Origin of the sequence: Sphingobacterium alkalisoli (genome assembly GCF_005049105.1) — a bacterium.
GTDB classification, from domain to species: domain Bacteria; phylum Bacteroidota; class Bacteroidia; order Sphingobacteriales; family Sphingobacteriaceae; genus Sphingobacterium; species Sphingobacterium alkalisoli.
On sequence record NZ_SUKA01000003.1, the window covers coordinates 228,423 to 243,842 of the forward strand.

General features: G+C 36.0%; 13 protein-coding genes. 12 read left to right on the forward strand and 1 reads right to left on the reverse strand.

The genetic code is table 11. From position 1 onward, the window contains the following. Window positions 1-158: 158 nt before the first annotated feature. The 7 genes from fbaA to FAZ19_RS10625 all read left to right on the forward strand — a co-directional run bounded on the left by fbaA (window position 159) and on the right by FAZ19_RS10625 (window position 7,733). Window positions 159-1,238, forward strand: coding sequence for a class II fructose-bisphosphate aldolase (gene fbaA, locus FAZ19_RS10595; RefSeq protein WP_136820704.1), 1,080 nt, complete (start codon window positions 159-161; stop codon window positions 1,236-1,238). 180 nt (window positions 1,239-1,418) lie between these two features. After that, on the forward strand, window positions 1,419-2,300 hold the full coding sequence (locus tag FAZ19_RS10600) for a tyrosine-type recombinase/integrase (RefSeq protein WP_136820705.1): 882 nt from the start codon (window positions 1,419-1,421) through the stop codon (window positions 2,298-2,300). A gap of 13 nt (window positions 2,301-2,313) precedes the next feature. Beyond that, the gene (hpf, locus tag FAZ19_RS10605) at window positions 2,314-2,658 is read left to right on the forward strand and encodes a ribosome hibernation-promoting factor, HPF/YfiA family (RefSeq protein ID WP_136820706.1); all 345 of its coding nucleotides are present in this window, start codon (window positions 2,314-2,316) and stop codon (window positions 2,656-2,658) included. A 139-nt stretch (window positions 2,659-2,797) separates the two neighbouring features. Beyond that, complete coding sequence (locus FAZ19_RS10610) at window positions 2,798-3,166, forward strand: hypothetical protein (protein ID WP_136820707.1); 369 nt, start codon at window positions 2,798-2,800, stop codon at window positions 3,164-3,166. Window positions 3,167-3,341: 175 nt separating this feature from the next. Further along, a complete protein-coding gene (locus tag FAZ19_RS10615; protein WP_136820708.1) occupies window positions 3,342-3,869 on the forward strand; it encodes a ferritin in 528 nt (175 codons plus the stop codon). Window positions 3,870-4,050: 181 nt separating this feature from the next. Further along, the gene (locus FAZ19_RS10620; RefSeq protein WP_136820709.1) at window positions 4,051-6,756 is read left to right on the forward strand and encodes a TonB-dependent receptor; all 2,706 of its coding nucleotides are present in this window, start codon (window positions 4,051-4,053) and stop codon (window positions 6,754-6,756) included. After that, a complete protein-coding gene (locus FAZ19_RS10625) occupies window positions 6,753-7,733 on the forward strand; it encodes an NAD(P)H-quinone oxidoreductase (protein WP_229707513.1) in 981 nt (326 codons plus the stop codon). Before FAZ19_RS10620 ends, FAZ19_RS10625 begins: the two co-directional genes overlap by 4 nt. A gap of 131 nt (window positions 7,734-7,864) precedes the next feature. Here FAZ19_RS10625 and FAZ19_RS10630 read toward each other — a convergent pair whose 3' ends face one another. After that, a complete protein-coding gene (locus FAZ19_RS10630) occupies window positions 7,865-8,731 on the reverse strand; it encodes an AraC family transcriptional regulator (protein WP_136820710.1) in 867 nt (288 codons plus the stop codon). Between the two features lie 135 nt (window positions 8,732-8,866). Between FAZ19_RS10630 and fucP the strand changes: the two genes are divergently transcribed. Genes fucP through FAZ19_RS10655 form a run of 5 tightly spaced genes read left to right on the forward strand, consistent with a single transcriptional unit; the run spans window position 8,867 to window position 15,412 of the window. After that, the gene (gene fucP, locus FAZ19_RS10635; RefSeq protein ID WP_136820711.1) at window positions 8,867-10,126 is read left to right on the forward strand and encodes an L-fucose:H+ symporter permease; all 1,260 of its coding nucleotides are present in this window, start codon (window positions 8,867-8,869) and stop codon (window positions 10,124-10,126) included. Window positions 10,127-10,128: 2 nt separating this feature from the next. Continuing rightward, the gene (locus tag FAZ19_RS10640; protein WP_136820712.1) at window positions 10,129-10,458 is read left to right on the forward strand and encodes an L-rhamnose mutarotase; all 330 of its coding nucleotides are present in this window, start codon (window positions 10,129-10,131) and stop codon (window positions 10,456-10,458) included. Window positions 10,459-10,464: 6 nt separating this feature from the next. Then, entirely contained in the window at window positions 10,465-12,129 is a 1,665-nt protein-coding gene (locus FAZ19_RS10645) for a UxaA family hydrolase (protein WP_136820713.1), read from the forward strand. Between the two features lie 10 nt (window positions 12,130-12,139). Next, window positions 12,140-13,444 carry an alpha-L-fucosidase gene (locus FAZ19_RS10650; RefSeq protein WP_136820714.1) on the forward strand — a complete coding sequence of 435 codons (1,305 nt, stop codon included), beginning with the start codon at window positions 12,140-12,142 and terminating at the stop codon, window positions 13,442-13,444. Between the two features lie 30 nt (window positions 13,445-13,474). After that, window positions 13,475-15,412 (forward strand): glycoside hydrolase family 88 protein, encoded by a 1,938-nt coding sequence (locus FAZ19_RS10655; protein WP_136820715.1) that lies wholly within the window; start codon window positions 13,475-13,477, stop codon window positions 15,410-15,412. Window positions 15,413-15,420: the final 8 nt, after the last annotated feature.

Sequence of the window (15,420 nt, forward strand, 5' to 3'; positions counted from 1 at the left end):
TATTGTGTAAGTACCTCTAAAGATACCAATAACTCTTAAATAAGAAATAGATGTGGGATGTTTTTCTTAGTGTATTTTTTACACTATTGTTTTCAAAACAATAAAAAATCACTATCTTTAAACTTCAAAAAATAAAAGCAATTAAATAAAAATAAAATATGAGCCTAAGAGATTATAAAGGTGTATTGACAGGTGATCAAGTACAAGAATTATTTGAGTTAGCAAAACAACATAAATTTGCTTTGCCTGCTGTAAATGTAATAGGAACGAATTCCATCAATGCGGTTATGGAGACAGCAAAATCTGTAAATTCTCCTGTAATTATACAGTTATCAAACGGTGGAGCGCAATTTTATGCTGGAAAATCATTGAGTAATGAGGATTTACAAGCGTGTATTTTAGGTGGGATTTCTGCTGCGCACCATGTGCATTTGTTGGCAGAACATTATGGTGTGGCTGTTATCTTACATACTGACCATGCTGCAAAGAAATTGTTACCATGGATTGACGGTTTATTGGAAGCAGGCGAAAAGTTCTTTGCTCAAAATGGCAAGCCTTTATTTTCATCACACATGCTCGATCTTTCCGAAGAAACTATCGAGGAAAATATAGAGATTTCCAAAAAATATTTGGAACGCATGAAACCACTCGGTATGACGGTCGAAATTGAGTTGGGTGTTACTGGAGGTGAAGAAGACGGTGTGGATAATTCGGATGTGGATAGTTCTAAATTATATACACAGCCTGAAGAAGTAGCTTATGCGTATGAAGAATTATCTAAAGTTTCGGATAAATTCACGGTAGCGGCGGCCTTTGGTAACGTACACGGCGTATATAAACCAGGTAATGTGAAATTACAACCAGTTATTCTTCAAAACTCGCAAGATTATATACGTGAAAAATATAGCTTAACTGCAGTTAAACCGGTTAATTTCGTATTCCATGGTGGCTCAGGTTCTTCTCCGGAAGAAATCAAGGAAGCTATCTCCTATGGAGCTATAAAAATGAATATCGACACGGATATGCAGTGGGCATTTTGGGAAGGCATTAGAAATTATGAAGCTAAAAATCACGATTATCTTCAAGAACAAATTGGTAATCCTGAAGGTACGGATTCTCCCAATAAAAAATATTATGATCCTCGTGTGTGGCTACGTAAAGGTGAAGAAGCCTTTGTTACTCGTCTTAAACAGGCTTTTGCCGAATTAAATGCCATTGACGTGAATAGTAAGCTTTAAAGCAACAATTTGCACCGAAAAAGGAGAAACTCACGTTTCTCCTTTTTTATTTACTATTTTTTACGTTTACCATTATTGTCGACGGAAATCGTATCAAACTTTTAAAGTTTGTTAAAATATATCGCATAGCATACCATTACAATATATTTTGCCTATCTTTCTGCTAGTTCAGCGAACGATATGTATAAAGAACGATTCTTAAATTTTTTGAAATACGAAAAGCGATTTTCTGCCCACACGCTAAGTGCTTATGCGAAGGAAATTGATGGCTTATCGCATTTTGTAATTAGCGAAGATATCAAATTTGAAGAAGTGGACTACAAATTGTTACGGCAATATTTTTCAATCCTCAAAGAGGAAGGTAAAGAGGCAGTATCGGTGAATAGATCTATCTCTGCTATTAAATCATATTATAAATTCTTACAACGGGAGGGTATAGTTCTTCAAAATCCAGCACGTCTCATCAAAGCGCTAAAAATACCAAAGAAACTACCTACTATTGTGGAAAAAGACAAAATCGTAGTCCTCTTAAATCAAATGGAATACGCGGCTGGAAATTTCGAAGAAAAAAGAGACTATATTGTAATGGAGCTTTTATTTGGCACAGGAATTCGGCTGTCAGAATTATTGAAAATAAAAGAGAAAGATGTTGATATTTTCAGTAAAAAAATTCTTATATTCGGTAAAAGGAATAAAGAGCGTTTTGTTCCCGTGCATTCAACCTTGTTGACAGAACTAAAATCATATTTAGAAAAAAAAGAAGATCAAAATTTTGAAAACAAAACAGAGTATCTTATCGTTACTAAAGAAGGAAAACCTGCATATGCAAAATTGATTTACAGAATCGTAAAAAATCACCTTAGTATGATCACTTCGCAGAATAAGAGAAGTCCTCATATTTTGAGACACAGTTTTGCCACGACATTATTAGATAGTGGAGCAGATTTGAATGCTATAAAGGAATTATTAGGTCACGCAGGATTAGCAGCTACACAAATATATACACATAATTCTGCTGAGCGTTTAAAGTCAATTTATAAACAAGCCCATCCAAAGGCTTAAAAAAGGAGGAAAAATGAATATTACTGTGCAATCAATCAAATTCGATGCAGATCAAAAATTGGTAGACTTTATCAAGAAGAGGGCTAACAAGTTAGACCAATACTTAGATAATATCATTGAAGGGGTATGTTATCTCCGATTAGAAAATGTGGAAGACGAGGCCAACAAGATAGCAGAATTAAAACTAAATATTCCTGGCAATCAACTATTTGCTAAGTCTCAGGCCAAAACGTTTGAGGAAGCTGTTGATATCGCGGCTGAATCGCTAAGAAGGCAGATTAATAAGCACAAAACGAAGACGCGTACCAACGTAAGCAATCACAAGGAGTTTCTTACCACGGAGGGTGAAGAGTCTTAGAATATTTTATTAATATAATTTTTGGAACGGTCTATAAAAATAGACCGTTTTTTTGTTATTTTATTTGGATTAATTCTTAATAAGTTTTACATTTGCCAATAATAGAATATTTCAATCTGATATAAAAAGAATTTATAAGATGATCTGTCCATTAGCAAACGTAGAGGAAGTGTTTAAAACTGAACATGGAGCTATATACCAATGTAGTCGCAAGAATTGTTATTGGTTAGATTTTAAAGGAACGACAACCGCCTTTAAAGTAGGAGATTTTTTTATGTTCAAAAAAAGAATAGATTCCATCTGTATAGAAACAATGCTCAACGATGCTTCTCGTTCTTCGGATTTTGAAATAGTGATGCCTTTTCGTACTGAACGTTGTTTTATTCTTTCACCTCAAGATATCTTAAATCTTAGAGAAATACTTTCAGGTGCTAAATTTATGATCGAATTAAATGGCTCGATTAAACAGCTATTGAGACAAGGTCATTATAGTACAATTGTTGCGTAGTTTATTTTCCTTATAATTGTATTGATTCTAAATAAGTTACAACTATTCTGACTTAATTTAGACTGAATTTGTATTGCACTTTTTTGATGCCATAACAGGACTTATACATTACATTTGTATAAACAATACAAGAATATTATTGTTATAATATATGAATGTTTAAAGTATAAACTATATGAAAGACTTATTAAAATTAAAATCATCGCTTTCTGAAAATATTGAAACTATATTAAATGCGCAAATTAAAGTAGAAGCACATTCTTCTGCACTATATTTGGCCATGTCTGCTTGGTGTGATGATCAAGGATTAGACAATGCATCAGAATTCTTCGCAAAACAGTCAGATGAAGAACGCACACATATGTTGAAGTTATTTAATTATGTAAGCAATAGAGGTGGGAGAGCAATATCACCAGAAATAACAAATATTCCTGTAGACTTTGAATCTTTCCGTGGGGTTTTCGAGCAAACGTTAGAACAAGAAATGTTTGTCACAGAGCAGTTTAATAATATTGCAGATCAATGTGCTAAATCAAAAGATTATGTGACATTTAATTTCGTCCAGTGGTTTTTAGAAGAGCAAGTAGAAGAAGAATATGTGGCTCGCCGCATTCTAGAATTGTTTGATGTTATTGGAGAAGAGGGAACAGGTCGTTGGGAAATTGATAGACATTTGGTGAAAGTAGTTTTTGATGGTGAGTAAATCACTAAAATTTTTACTAAAAAACGGGTTATTATTAATTAATAGCCCGTTTTTTTTATACCATATTTTCGTTAATATCGTTATTGTAATACAATACTAAAGGATAATATTTTGTATATTGAGCTAATTAGGAAATTTAAATATTGAAGTGCACTTACTCCACCCGAAAATAGCGTGTTTCTTGTTAACAATTTTTGGTCTACTTGCAGCCGACAGCGCGTTGGCCCAAGCAACTAACAAATCCTTCTATGGTAACGTAGTAGACAGTACTGGTGCGCCGCTAAAGTCTGTAAGTGTAAGACTGAATACCAATCTAGATACCGTCACTCAGGTTACCGATGAAAAGGGGTGGTACAAATTCAAAAATATAAAAGGTAATAATTTGTACATTACGTATAGTATGTTGGGGTATCAAATGGCCAGCAAATCGCTATTTTCTATTGAAGCCAGCAGGGAGATTGAATTGCCAACAATAGAGTTAATACCATCTAGCTTCTTGATCAAGGATATTAATATTGTAAAAGTTATACCTATTGTTTTCAAAAAAGACACCACTCAATTCAATTTTAACGCATACAAATTTAGAAAAGGAGCATTGCTTGAAGAAGCGTTAAAAGGTTTACCTGGATTTCAGGTAGGAAGAGACGGTTCGGTATATTTCAACGGTAAGCCTATAAATCGTATTGAAGTAGACAGCAAACCGTTTTTTGGAGGTGATGTCCTTACGGCTACGCGTAATCTCCCTGCCGATTTCGTGCAGAATATTCAGATAATTGACGATATTCAACAAAGCGGCTTGAAAGATGGAGACGCTGAGAAAGTCATCAATATAACTTTAAAAGAAGATCGCAAAAAAATATACTTTGGACAACTTACCTTTGGCGGCGGGACAAACGAGCGCTATATCGGCAGTTTTGGTATTAACAAGTTTAACAATGGAGAGGAGGTCTCTCTTATTGGATCAATCAATAATACCAATACAAATCTTTTTTCCTTCGGTTCATTAACCGGAGGGGAGAGAGATAGATCTTTGTTAGAAATTGGAGACTATTCCGACCCGACAGACGGCCTCAATAATGTGAATTCTTTAGGGATAAATGTATCTCGAAAGATAGGTGATAATACTAATTTAAATGCTTCTTATAGCTTTGTGCGTCAGGAAAATTCTACGGAAGGCTTCTCTGAACTAACATCTACCTACATCGGTAATACCATTAGGCGAAAGGAAGACTACTCAATTAATACAATAGATCTCAATCATCGGATTAAATTCGATATGGAAACAAGATTCGAAAATAAAGACGCATTGAAGGTCGGAGGAAATCTATTATTTAATAAACAAATAGCAACCAATACAAAAGATACAGAATTAAGAAATTACGATTCGAAAAACCTAGGAACTTATCAGGATTCGACAACGCAAGAGAATCCGAATGGAGAATTAGAAATACTATATTCTAAACATTTTGATAAAAAGGGACGTAAATTGATCGGAAATCTACACATGAGTTCCAATAACAACAAGAGAAATGAAGTAGTTCGTGAATATTATAAAGGATATGATCTATCCGATAACACACCTATTAATACTGAGTTCTCACAGGACCAATTTATCGATGTTAAGAATATTAATAACAGTTCAAAAGTAGAAGTAAAATTCGTCGAACCTTTTTTTGAAAAAAGCTTGCTTGAATTTAGTTATTCGTTTGATATAACACAAATTGATGCCATGCGTCTCGTAGAAGACAGGTTGACCAACAACCCGTCTAAGTTACCCAATTACGTCGACTCATTGACAGTAGATTATAATTACTTTTTCAGGAGTAACCGTACAAGTCTTCTTTACCAGTTTACACCTAATAATAAGTTTAAATTAAATGTGGGATTTGCCGTACAACCGTTGTTACTTCGTGGTAAATTACCTCGAGAAGCAGTCGAGTACAAATATGAGAATGTAAATTTGATCCCTTCAGCAAACATTATTTACAGATTTAGTAATGAAATGGATTGGCAAATTGACTATAAAGGAAAGAATAATCAGCCCGATTTTCATCAAATTATTCCAGTTATAGATAATACCAATTCTCGAAATATTATCGTTGGTAACCCAGAATTGAAAGCTGAGTTTTCACACCGTATTTCCACTACATTTCGTAAGACAATGCCATCTACGGGTCAATATTTAGAATCTAATATAGCTTACAATATTGCACTTAATAAAATTGTCAGTGATAAGCGATCTATCAACAATTCAACAATACAAGAAACTACTTTCAAGAACACCGGAGGGTACTACGATATGCGGTGGTACTATATTTTTAATACACCGCTATTCGCTGAAGGCCTACAATTAGATCTAACAGGCAATACAGACTACTATAATAACCTTTCTTTTATAGACGATCGCAGGAGAACGACAAAGCAGTTGTTTTTTAATCAAGCGCTACAGATTCGTTATCAATGGTCAGATTATGTTGAATCTGTTGTTAATGCGAATTACATGCTTAACAACGCGCAGTATGATATTCCTTACAGAACTGAAATAAACGCCAACAGTTTTTTAGTCGGTTTAGGAGCCAAAGGATATTTTAATGATCATATTTCATTAGGAATGGAAATGTCTCAACGATTCAATGATGGATATACAAGTACATTCATGAATATAAACCCTACGATTATGAATGCATTTGCAGAATTCACCTTTTTACCAAACAATATGGCATTATTACGTGTTCAAGGGTTTGACTTGTTTGACCAGAATAAAAGTATGGGCTTTACTTCTGAATATATCGGAAATGATGTGTACGAAGCACGTAATAATAGATTAGGAAGATATTTTATGCTCTCTTTAAATATACGTCTACAAAAATACCCGAGAAAGAAATGATGAAGGCAGCAGTAATAAGCGAATTTGGTGAACCTGAAGTTTTAAAAATTGAAAAACGGGAAATCCCAAAGCTAAAAACAGGATATGTTTTGATAGAGGTACATGCCGCTGGAATTAATCGACCTGATATATTCCAGCGTAGAGGAAACTACCCCGCCCCAGCCGGGGCAATTCAAGATGTCCCCGGTTTGGAAGTATCGGGTAAAATAGTAGCGGTTGGAGAGGGGGTTGACGATTCCAGAATAGGAGATCGGGTAATGGCTTTGCTAAGCGGTGGTGGATACGCTGAATATGCGACAACCCACATTGGTAGCTGTATTCTGATGCCCAAAAACCTCAATTTCATTGAAGCCGCAAGCTTGCCCGAAACTCTCTTTACAGTATGGCACAACGTTTTTCAAAGAGGCAAACTGAAGAATGGAGACCGCTTATTAGTACATGGTGGATCTGGCGGCATAGGGACTACAGCCATACAATTGGGATGTTTGTTTGGAGCTAAAGTGTACACAACAGTTGGATCAGAGGGGAAAGGAACTTTTGCAAAAAAATTAGGTGCGTTTGATTTTGTAAACTACCACGAAGTTGACTATGAAAAAGTATGGCGTAATGAAAAAATCAATATTATTCTAGATAGCATAGGAGGCGACTATTTTACTAAAAATTTTGATCTTCTTGAAGACGACGGAACCTTGATTTACATCAACGCGATGAAAGGAGCAAAAGTTGAGCTGAATTTATTGAAACTCATGCAGAAGAGGATCTTCCTTACCGGTAGCACACTTCGGGCGCGAGATGAGTCGTTTAAAGCTGAATTAGCTGAGGAAATTGAAAGAGAAATTGTGCCTCTATTGATGAATGGTAAATTCAAAACAAATGTATATAAGGCTTTTCCGTTAGAAGAAGTTGTACATGCTCATAAATTGATGGAAACAGGAGACTTTTTGGGGAAAATAGTTTTAAATATGAATAGAAAATAGTCTTAGCATGTAATTTCGCAACTTATTTTCGTGCTAAGGATAAACCTAAATCCACTGCCAACCAGTAAATCTACATTTTTTCGTTAAGTAAAAACGATCAGTAATTTTAAAGTTATAAAACAAAATAGCGCTTATTTAGGTATGGCTTTTATTTTATAATTCTTCGGAGTTAGGCCGGTAATACGTTTAAAAGCGTTATGAAAGCTTACATAATTATTATATCCACATTCAAAACAGACTTCCTTCAGGGGCGTATTAGTATCTGATAGGAATTTACAGGCGGATGCGATCCGAAGCTCAGTAATAAACTCTAATGGCGTTTTACCCGTTTTTTGTTTAAAATATCGGCAGAATGAATTGTTTGTCATGCCAGCCAAATTTGCTAGATCGCTTAACTCTATATGTTGTCTAAAATTTGTTTGAATGTAATCTACGATATCATTCATACGTTTATGATCGCTTGAATGATTTAAGATCGCATAATTGTCGCTTACCAGCATTATCTTATTCTTATGATGGAAAATATACAATGCCTGCAATAGAATTAAGAGCTGCTCAAATCCGCCAGCGATCAAAATGTGCTCAAAAAGTTTGTTTAACGGATCCGTCGAATCACATCTATACCATAATCCTTTATTTGCTTCTAAAAGTAAATCTTTAATGCCAGTCATCTCCGGTAAATAAAAAAAATCTTCGCCGGCAAAACTTTTTTGGAAATGTATGACACAGTTATCTGTAGCAATAGGCTTGATCGCATCTAAATATTCTGGATCGAAAAACCAGTAATGGGGAATATTAGGACCAATGAGAACAACATCTCCAGGACCAAACTTTCGAATACAATCTCCGATAAAAAGCGTACCTGAGCCCTTTCTAACTTGAATGAACTCCAATTCTTCATGGTAATGCCATACGTTATGATTCTTAGGATAGGTATCGTGCCGCACATGAAAACTTTGAAAACTGCTCCCTTGATGAGTTAGTTGTTTTAGACGCATTTTGTATTATATATTCAGATAGTTTGCAAATTAAATTAAAATAATGGTAATATCATTTATAAAATGGGTAATATAATTAATACTTTATTCATTATTTATTCCGTATTTCGAATTATCAATTATACATCTTGTTATATGTCACAACAAAAAAAATATACATTAGCGATCATTTTAATCACGTCGTTATTTTTCTTTTGGGGGTTTATTCATAATCTTGATCCGATTTTGATACCGCATCTTCGAAATGCATTTAGTCTCACGACTGTGCAAGCTTCGTTGGTAGATTCTTCGGTCTTTATTGCCTATTTCTTACTCGCAATACCAGCTGGATTGATCATGAAAAAGTATGGTTATAAAACAGGTATATTAATCGGATTACTGCTTTTCGCAATAGGCTGTTTTCTATTTGTCCCCGCCGCCAATACGATAAGTTATCCATTTTTCTTAGGTGCGTTATTTGTCGTTGCTTGCGGACTTACCATATTGGAGACGGCAGCTAATCCTTACATAACGGTACTTGGAGATCCGTCGAAAGCGACACAACGACTTAATTTTGCACAATCTTTTAACGGGTTGGCAGCTTTTATTGCTCCTATTATAGGTGGTAAATATATCCTGTCTGAAGAACCACTAAGTACCGATAAAATAGCAGCTTTAAGTGAGCAGGCAAAAACCGCTTATATTCAAGCTGAAACGTCAGCAGTAAAAGGGCCTTATGTGATTTTAGGAATTATTATTCTGATTGTAGCCTGTGTATTTTTCTTTACCAAACTACCAGATATAAAGGATAACGAAACAGATCAAAAGAAAGGATTTTTTCACGCTCTAAAGCATAAAAATGTAAGTTCAGCCGTTATAGCGCAGTTTTTCTATGTAGGTGCACAGGTGAGTGTATTGAGTTTCATCGTAATGTATGCGACAGAGATTGCAGATGTAACCCCATCTAGTGCCAAGTATTATGCTGGCATCGCGGGGCTCGCCTTTATGATCGGTCGTTTTGTAGGAACATTTTTAATGCGTTATATATCGCCGGCAAGGTTGCTTTCAATTTTTGCTGCTTCAGCTATTTTGCTGACCATAGTCGTCATCTACGGATCGGGTGTTATGACCTTATATGCCATGATCGGTATTGCGTTCTTTATGTCGATTATGTTTCCGACGATTTTTGCTTTTGGTGTAGAAGGCATTGGTGCTGATACCAAATCTGCGTCAAGCCTTATCATTATGTCGATAGTGGGAGGTGCCATCATTCCCCCGGTATTAGGACTGATATCAGATATTACAGGTAACCTGCAATTGGGATATTATGTCGTATTGATCTGTTTTGCGGTAGTATTATTATTTGCATTTAGAAATAAACAAACTACAGCCGAAGTAAAAGATAATATACATTAGAGATGAAAAAATATGCTTTGGGATTGGATCTGATAGATGATCCGCAGTTGATTCAAGAATATGTCGATTTACATAAGAATGTATGGCCTGAAATAAAAGCTTCTATTTCAGACTCAGGCATCTTAAACATGGAAATTTATAGATTTGAGAATAGATTATTTATGATAATGGAAGTTAATGAGCTCTTTTCTTTTGAAAAGAAAGCAAATATGGATGCGTCAAATCCTAAAGTACAAGAATGGGAGAAATTGATGTGGAAATATCAATCCGCAATTCCAGGAGCAAAGGAAGGCGAGAAGTGGGTGTTAATGGATAAGATATTTGAGTTATAATATAAAATGGAAAAATTGAGACAGGATTTTCTACAGATTCATCCCGATGATAATGTATTGGTTGCCCTGCGTGATCTACCGGCTGGATATATTGCGCATTTTGCCGGAATGGAAATCAAATTAAAGCAACATGTGCAATCAAAACATAAATTTACGATAACAACGTTAAGAGAAAATAGTGACGTGTTAATGTATGGTGTTCTAGTCGGAAAAACAAATTCAGAACTTCATGAAGGAGAATTAATTACAGTAGACAACTTAAGACACGCATCAGATGATTTTAGGCTTTCAGAGCGAAAAACGCAATGGAGTAGACCCGATGTCTCTGCATTTGCAAACCGGACTTTTAACGGGTTTTACAGGAACAACGGTACAGTAGGAACCGCAAATTATTGGCTAGTAATACCGTTGGTATTTTGTGAAAATCGTAACATTCTAACATTAAAATCCGCTTTAGAAGAGAAACTAGGCTATCAAGTTGAATCTAAAGACTACGCTGACGAAGTTGATGCATTAATTTTAAAATATAAAAATGGTGCTTCAGCTCAAGATTTATTACAACTTGATTTATCTCCAGCGGGAGGAAAAAAGGGTTCTACCCGCTTATTTGAAAATGTAGATGGTATTAAATTTTTGAACCACGACATGGGATGTGGCGGCACACGTTTAGATTCAGACGCGTTGTGTGGTCTGTTGGCGGGATATATTTCACACCCGAATGTAGCAGGAGCTACTGTATTGAGTCTAGGGTGTCAACATGCACAAGCGTCTATTCTGAAAGAAGAAATTGCTAAAAGAGATCCATACTTTGATAAACCACTGTATATTTTCGAACAGCAGTTTGAAGGTACAGAACAAGATTTAATGCAAAAGGCGCTCAAAGCTACCTTTGCGGGCCTAGCAGAGGCTAACAAGCAAACACGGCAACCTGCTACGCTCGACAAATTATGCATTGGACTAGAATGTGGCGGATCAGATGGCTTTTCGGGTATTTCTGCAAATCCCGCTCTAGGTTATGTATCCGATATGATGGTCAGTATGGGAGGTTCTGTTATATTGGCCGAATTTCCGGAATTATGTGGAGTAGAACAAGAGTTAAGTGATCGGTGTATTAATGAAGAAACGGCAGAAAAATTTATGTCGTTGATGAAAGTATATAATGCTAAAGCTGAAGCCGATGGATCGGGCTTTTATATGAATCCTTCACCTGGAAATATAAGAGATGGTTTGATTACTGATGCGATCAAATCTGCCGGAGCTGCTAAAAAGGGAGGTACATCACCAGTTACCGCTGTTGTGGATTATCCTGAATTGGCCAATCGACCGGGCTTAAATCTACTATGCACGCCGGGGAATGATGTAGAAAGTACGACTGCGGAAGTCGGGTCTGGTGCAAATATTGTTCTTTTCACAACAGGCTTAGGAACACCCACCGGTAATCCAATTGCTCCGGTAATTAAAATTTCTACAAATACGAATATTTTTGAAAAAATGTCGGATATCATCGACTTAAATTGTGGAACCATTATAGACGGAGAGGAAACCATTGAAGAGGCCGCATATCGTATACTGGATTTTGTCATTCAAGTGGCAAGTGGTGAGGTGAAACCTAAAGCAGTCAAATTGGGCCAGGATGATTTTATTCCTTGGCGCAGAGGTGTATCTTTATAAATTTAAACGCATGAAAAAATTAGTTTTCTTCTTTCTAGTCCTAGTTAGCATGAACTCGGTTAGCGCACAGCATAACTATGTTCCTTCTTCAGAAAACCTAAAAAATAGAGCATGGTTTGAAGACTCTCGTTTTGGAGTTTTTATCCACTGGGGCGTTTATAGCGTTTTAGGGGATGGCGAATGGGTAATGAATAACCAAAATTTTGGGTTAAATGAATATCGTTTATTACCTGATTTTTTTAATCCTATCGCATTTGATGCGGCTAACTGGGCGAAGCTTTTTAAAGATTCGGGTGCGAAGTACATCACGTTCACTTCTAGGCATCACGATGGGTTTTCTATGTGGAATTCTCAGGTTTCAGATTATAATATCGTAAAAGCGACACCTTTTAAGCGAGATATCGTAAAAGAATTGGTAGAGGCTTGTCGGGAAGAGGGTATAAAGGTGATGTTTTACTATTCTCTTTTAGATTGGAGCAGAGATGATTATTTACCTACTGGAAAAACAGGGAAGGGAATAATTGGTCGCGACAGCACCCAAGGTAACTGGGATAGTTACATTCAGTTTATGAAAGATCAATTGACAGAGCTGTTAACGAATTATGGCCAAATTGATGGAATCTGGTTTGATGGTCATTGGGACAAACCGGAAGCAGATTGGAAATATAATGAAATATACAGGTTGATTCATCAATTGCAACCACAATGTCTCATTGGAAATAATCATCACTTAGCGACTTTTGAAGGAGAAGATTTTCAGATGTTTGAACGTGATTTACCGGGTCAGAATACTACAGGATTCGGCACCTCTGCCGATCAGGTAGGAAATCTTCCTAAAGAAGTTTGCGGTACAATCGCTGGATCGTGGGGATTTGATATTAAAGACCGCAAGCAAAAAAACTTCAAAGAGGTACTTACCTACTTGGTCAAAGCCGCGGGGTATGGCTCTAATCTCTTGTTGAATATTGGACCTATGCCAAATGGTAAAATACAAGATTATCAACAGGATAGACTTCTTGATCTTGGAAATTGGCTGAGAAAGTATGGTGAAACGATTTACGGAACAACGGGCGGCTTTGTAACTCCTACAGATGAGTATGCGCTGACAAAAAAAGCAAACAAAATTTATATTCATATCTTTAATCCGAATCAAGAAAAAGTGATAATCAAAGATTTTGTTCCAGAGATAAGGAACATATCAAATTACGACGACAATAAATCAGTGTCGTACGCGCACACAGATTCAGGATTGGAAATATCACTTCCCAAACCAATTGATAAAGATTTCTTAATTTTAACATTGGACGTGAAATAAAAAAATAGACAACACCTAAACAGTAAACTTATGAACAAATTTTTTCTGCTAATTTTCTTATTAATAGCATATGATGTTTCCGTCGGACAGAATAGTAATTACAAATGGCAAGTTGATGCGAATAATCAACCTATATCTTATGCTGCAGAATTAACGAAAGCAGTTTTCAAGTCTAGACCTTTCCCTTATAAGGATATAAGTAACCGTCCGAAGTGGACATATGAAACCGGGGTATTCCTGGAAGGTATCCGCTCCGTATGGTATCAGACGGCTGATGGGAATTACTTCAATTATATCAAGGACGCAATGGATACATATGTCGATAAAGAAGGAAATATATTGACCTACAAACACGATGACTATAACATCGACAATATCAAGACGGGGAAAACATTGCTATTGTTGCATAACGTCACCGGACAAAAAAAATACTTTTATGCTGCACAAAAACTACGTGATCAACTAAAAACACATCCACGAACAAGCGATGGCATTAGTTTTTGGCATAAGAAAATCTACCCGCAGCAGGTATGGTTAGATGGTCTATATATGGGACTGCCGTTCTTGGCAGAATGGGCTAAATTATATAATGAACCGGCACTTTATGATGATATTATTAATCAGTTTGTTCATATTGAAGAAAAAGCGAGAGATTCGAAAACAGGACTGATTTATCATGCTTGGGACGAGAGTAAAAGTCAGCTTTGGGCGAACAAAGAAACGGGTAATTCCAAACATTTTTGGGGTAGGGCAATGGGCTGGTATGGATTGGCTCTAGTAGATGTATTAGAAGATATCCCACAAGATCACCCCAGAAGAAAAGAACTACTGGATATCTTAGATCGTTTTGTCGAATCGATCGTCCGGGTTGCTGATCCAAAGACAGGATTGTGGTACCAAATTTTGGATATGCCTAGTGAAGACAAGAATTATTTAGAAACTTCTGCTTCTAGCATGTTTATCTATACCATTTCTAAAGCGATGGAGCATAAATATATTCGCAAGGACTACTCTCAGGAATTATTCAAAGCATACGATCATCTGATTCGAAATTTTATCGTAAAAGGTGCTGATGGCATTTTTCATCTCAATGGAACCGTATCGGTAGGTGGATTGGGAGGAAAGCCCAACTATAGAGATGGAAGTTATGAATATTATATGAGTGAAAAGGTAGTGCAAGATGATCCAAAAGGTTTAGGTGCATTTATATTGGCTGCTGTAGAAATGGAAAAACGATTGAACGGGTTTCCTGGAAAGGATAAGAAGGTCGTATTGGATAATTTTTTCAATAATGAATACCAAAATAACGTTCTGAATCAGAAGATCAAGTATCATTATATTTGGGATGAAAAAGATAATAATGGTTTTTATCTATTCGGAAAACAGTTCCAAGATTTGGGGGCAGAAATTTCAACTTTAACAACCGCTCCAACTAAAGAAACTTTATCAAATGCGAACGTGTACATCATCGTCGATCCGGACACGAAAAAAGAGACGGAAAACCCTAATTTCATGGACAAAAAATCTATTGACGTGATTAAAAATTGGGTCAAGGAAGGTGGAAATTTGTTATTAATGACAAATGATTATACCAATGCTGAGCTTGATCACATGAACAAACTGTCTGAAGTATTTGGCATCAAGTTCAATAAAGACTTAGAAAATACCGTAACAGGAAGTGAATTTGAAATGGGTTCCTTATCTATTGATCAAGAAAACCCTGTTTTTTCAAATCCATCTAAATTTTACCTTAAGGAGGTAAGTACGCTACAGTTAAAGGGTTCTGCTAAGGCTATAGCATTTAAAAACGGTAAGAATATGATTGCTATCAGTACTTATGGTAAAGGAAAAGTTTTTGCCGTGGGGGATCCTTGGTTGTATAACGAATATACAGATGGACGGAAATTGCCTAAAGAATTTGAAAACTTTAAAGCTGCCAAAGAGTTGGCGAAATGGTTATTGGATTAAAATATAGA

What these genes read in the sequence shown, in the direction of transcription:
- fbaA (WP_136820704.1), top strand. Translation starts at nt 159, where the DNA reads ATGAGCCTAAGAGATTATAAAGGTGTATTGACAGGTGATCAAGTACAA.
- FAZ19_RS10600 (WP_136820705.1), top strand. Translation starts at nt 1,419, where the DNA reads ATGTATAAAGAACGATTCTTAAATTTTTTGAAATACGAAAAGCGATTT.
- hpf (WP_136820706.1), top strand. Translation starts at nt 2,314, where the DNA reads ATGAATATTACTGTGCAATCAATCAAATTCGATGCAGATCAAAAATTG.
- FAZ19_RS10610 (WP_136820707.1), top strand. Translation starts at nt 2,798, where the DNA reads ATGATCTGTCCATTAGCAAACGTAGAGGAAGTGTTTAAAACTGAACAT.
- FAZ19_RS10615 (WP_136820708.1), top strand. Translation starts at nt 3,342, where the DNA reads ATGAAAGACTTATTAAAATTAAAATCATCGCTTTCTGAAAATATTGAA.
- FAZ19_RS10625 (WP_229707513.1), top strand. Translation starts at nt 6,753, where the DNA reads ATGATGAAGGCAGCAGTAATAAGCGAATTTGGTGAACCTGAAGTTTTA.
- FAZ19_RS10630 (WP_136820710.1), bottom strand. Translation starts at nt 8,731, where the DNA reads ATGCGTCTAAAACAACTAACTCATCAAGGGAGCAGTTTTCAAAGTTTT.
- fucP (WP_136820711.1), top strand. Translation starts at nt 8,867, where the DNA reads ATGTCACAACAAAAAAAATATACATTAGCGATCATTTTAATCACGTCG.
- FAZ19_RS10640 (WP_136820712.1), top strand. Translation starts at nt 10,129, where the DNA reads ATGAAAAAATATGCTTTGGGATTGGATCTGATAGATGATCCGCAGTTG.
- FAZ19_RS10645 (WP_136820713.1), top strand. Translation starts at nt 10,465, where the DNA reads ATGGAAAAATTGAGACAGGATTTTCTACAGATTCATCCCGATGATAAT.
- FAZ19_RS10650 (WP_136820714.1), top strand. Translation starts at nt 12,140, where the DNA reads ATGAAAAAATTAGTTTTCTTCTTTCTAGTCCTAGTTAGCATGAACTCG.
- FAZ19_RS10655 (WP_136820715.1), top strand. Translation starts at nt 13,475, where the DNA reads ATGAACAAATTTTTTCTGCTAATTTTCTTATTAATAGCATATGATGTT.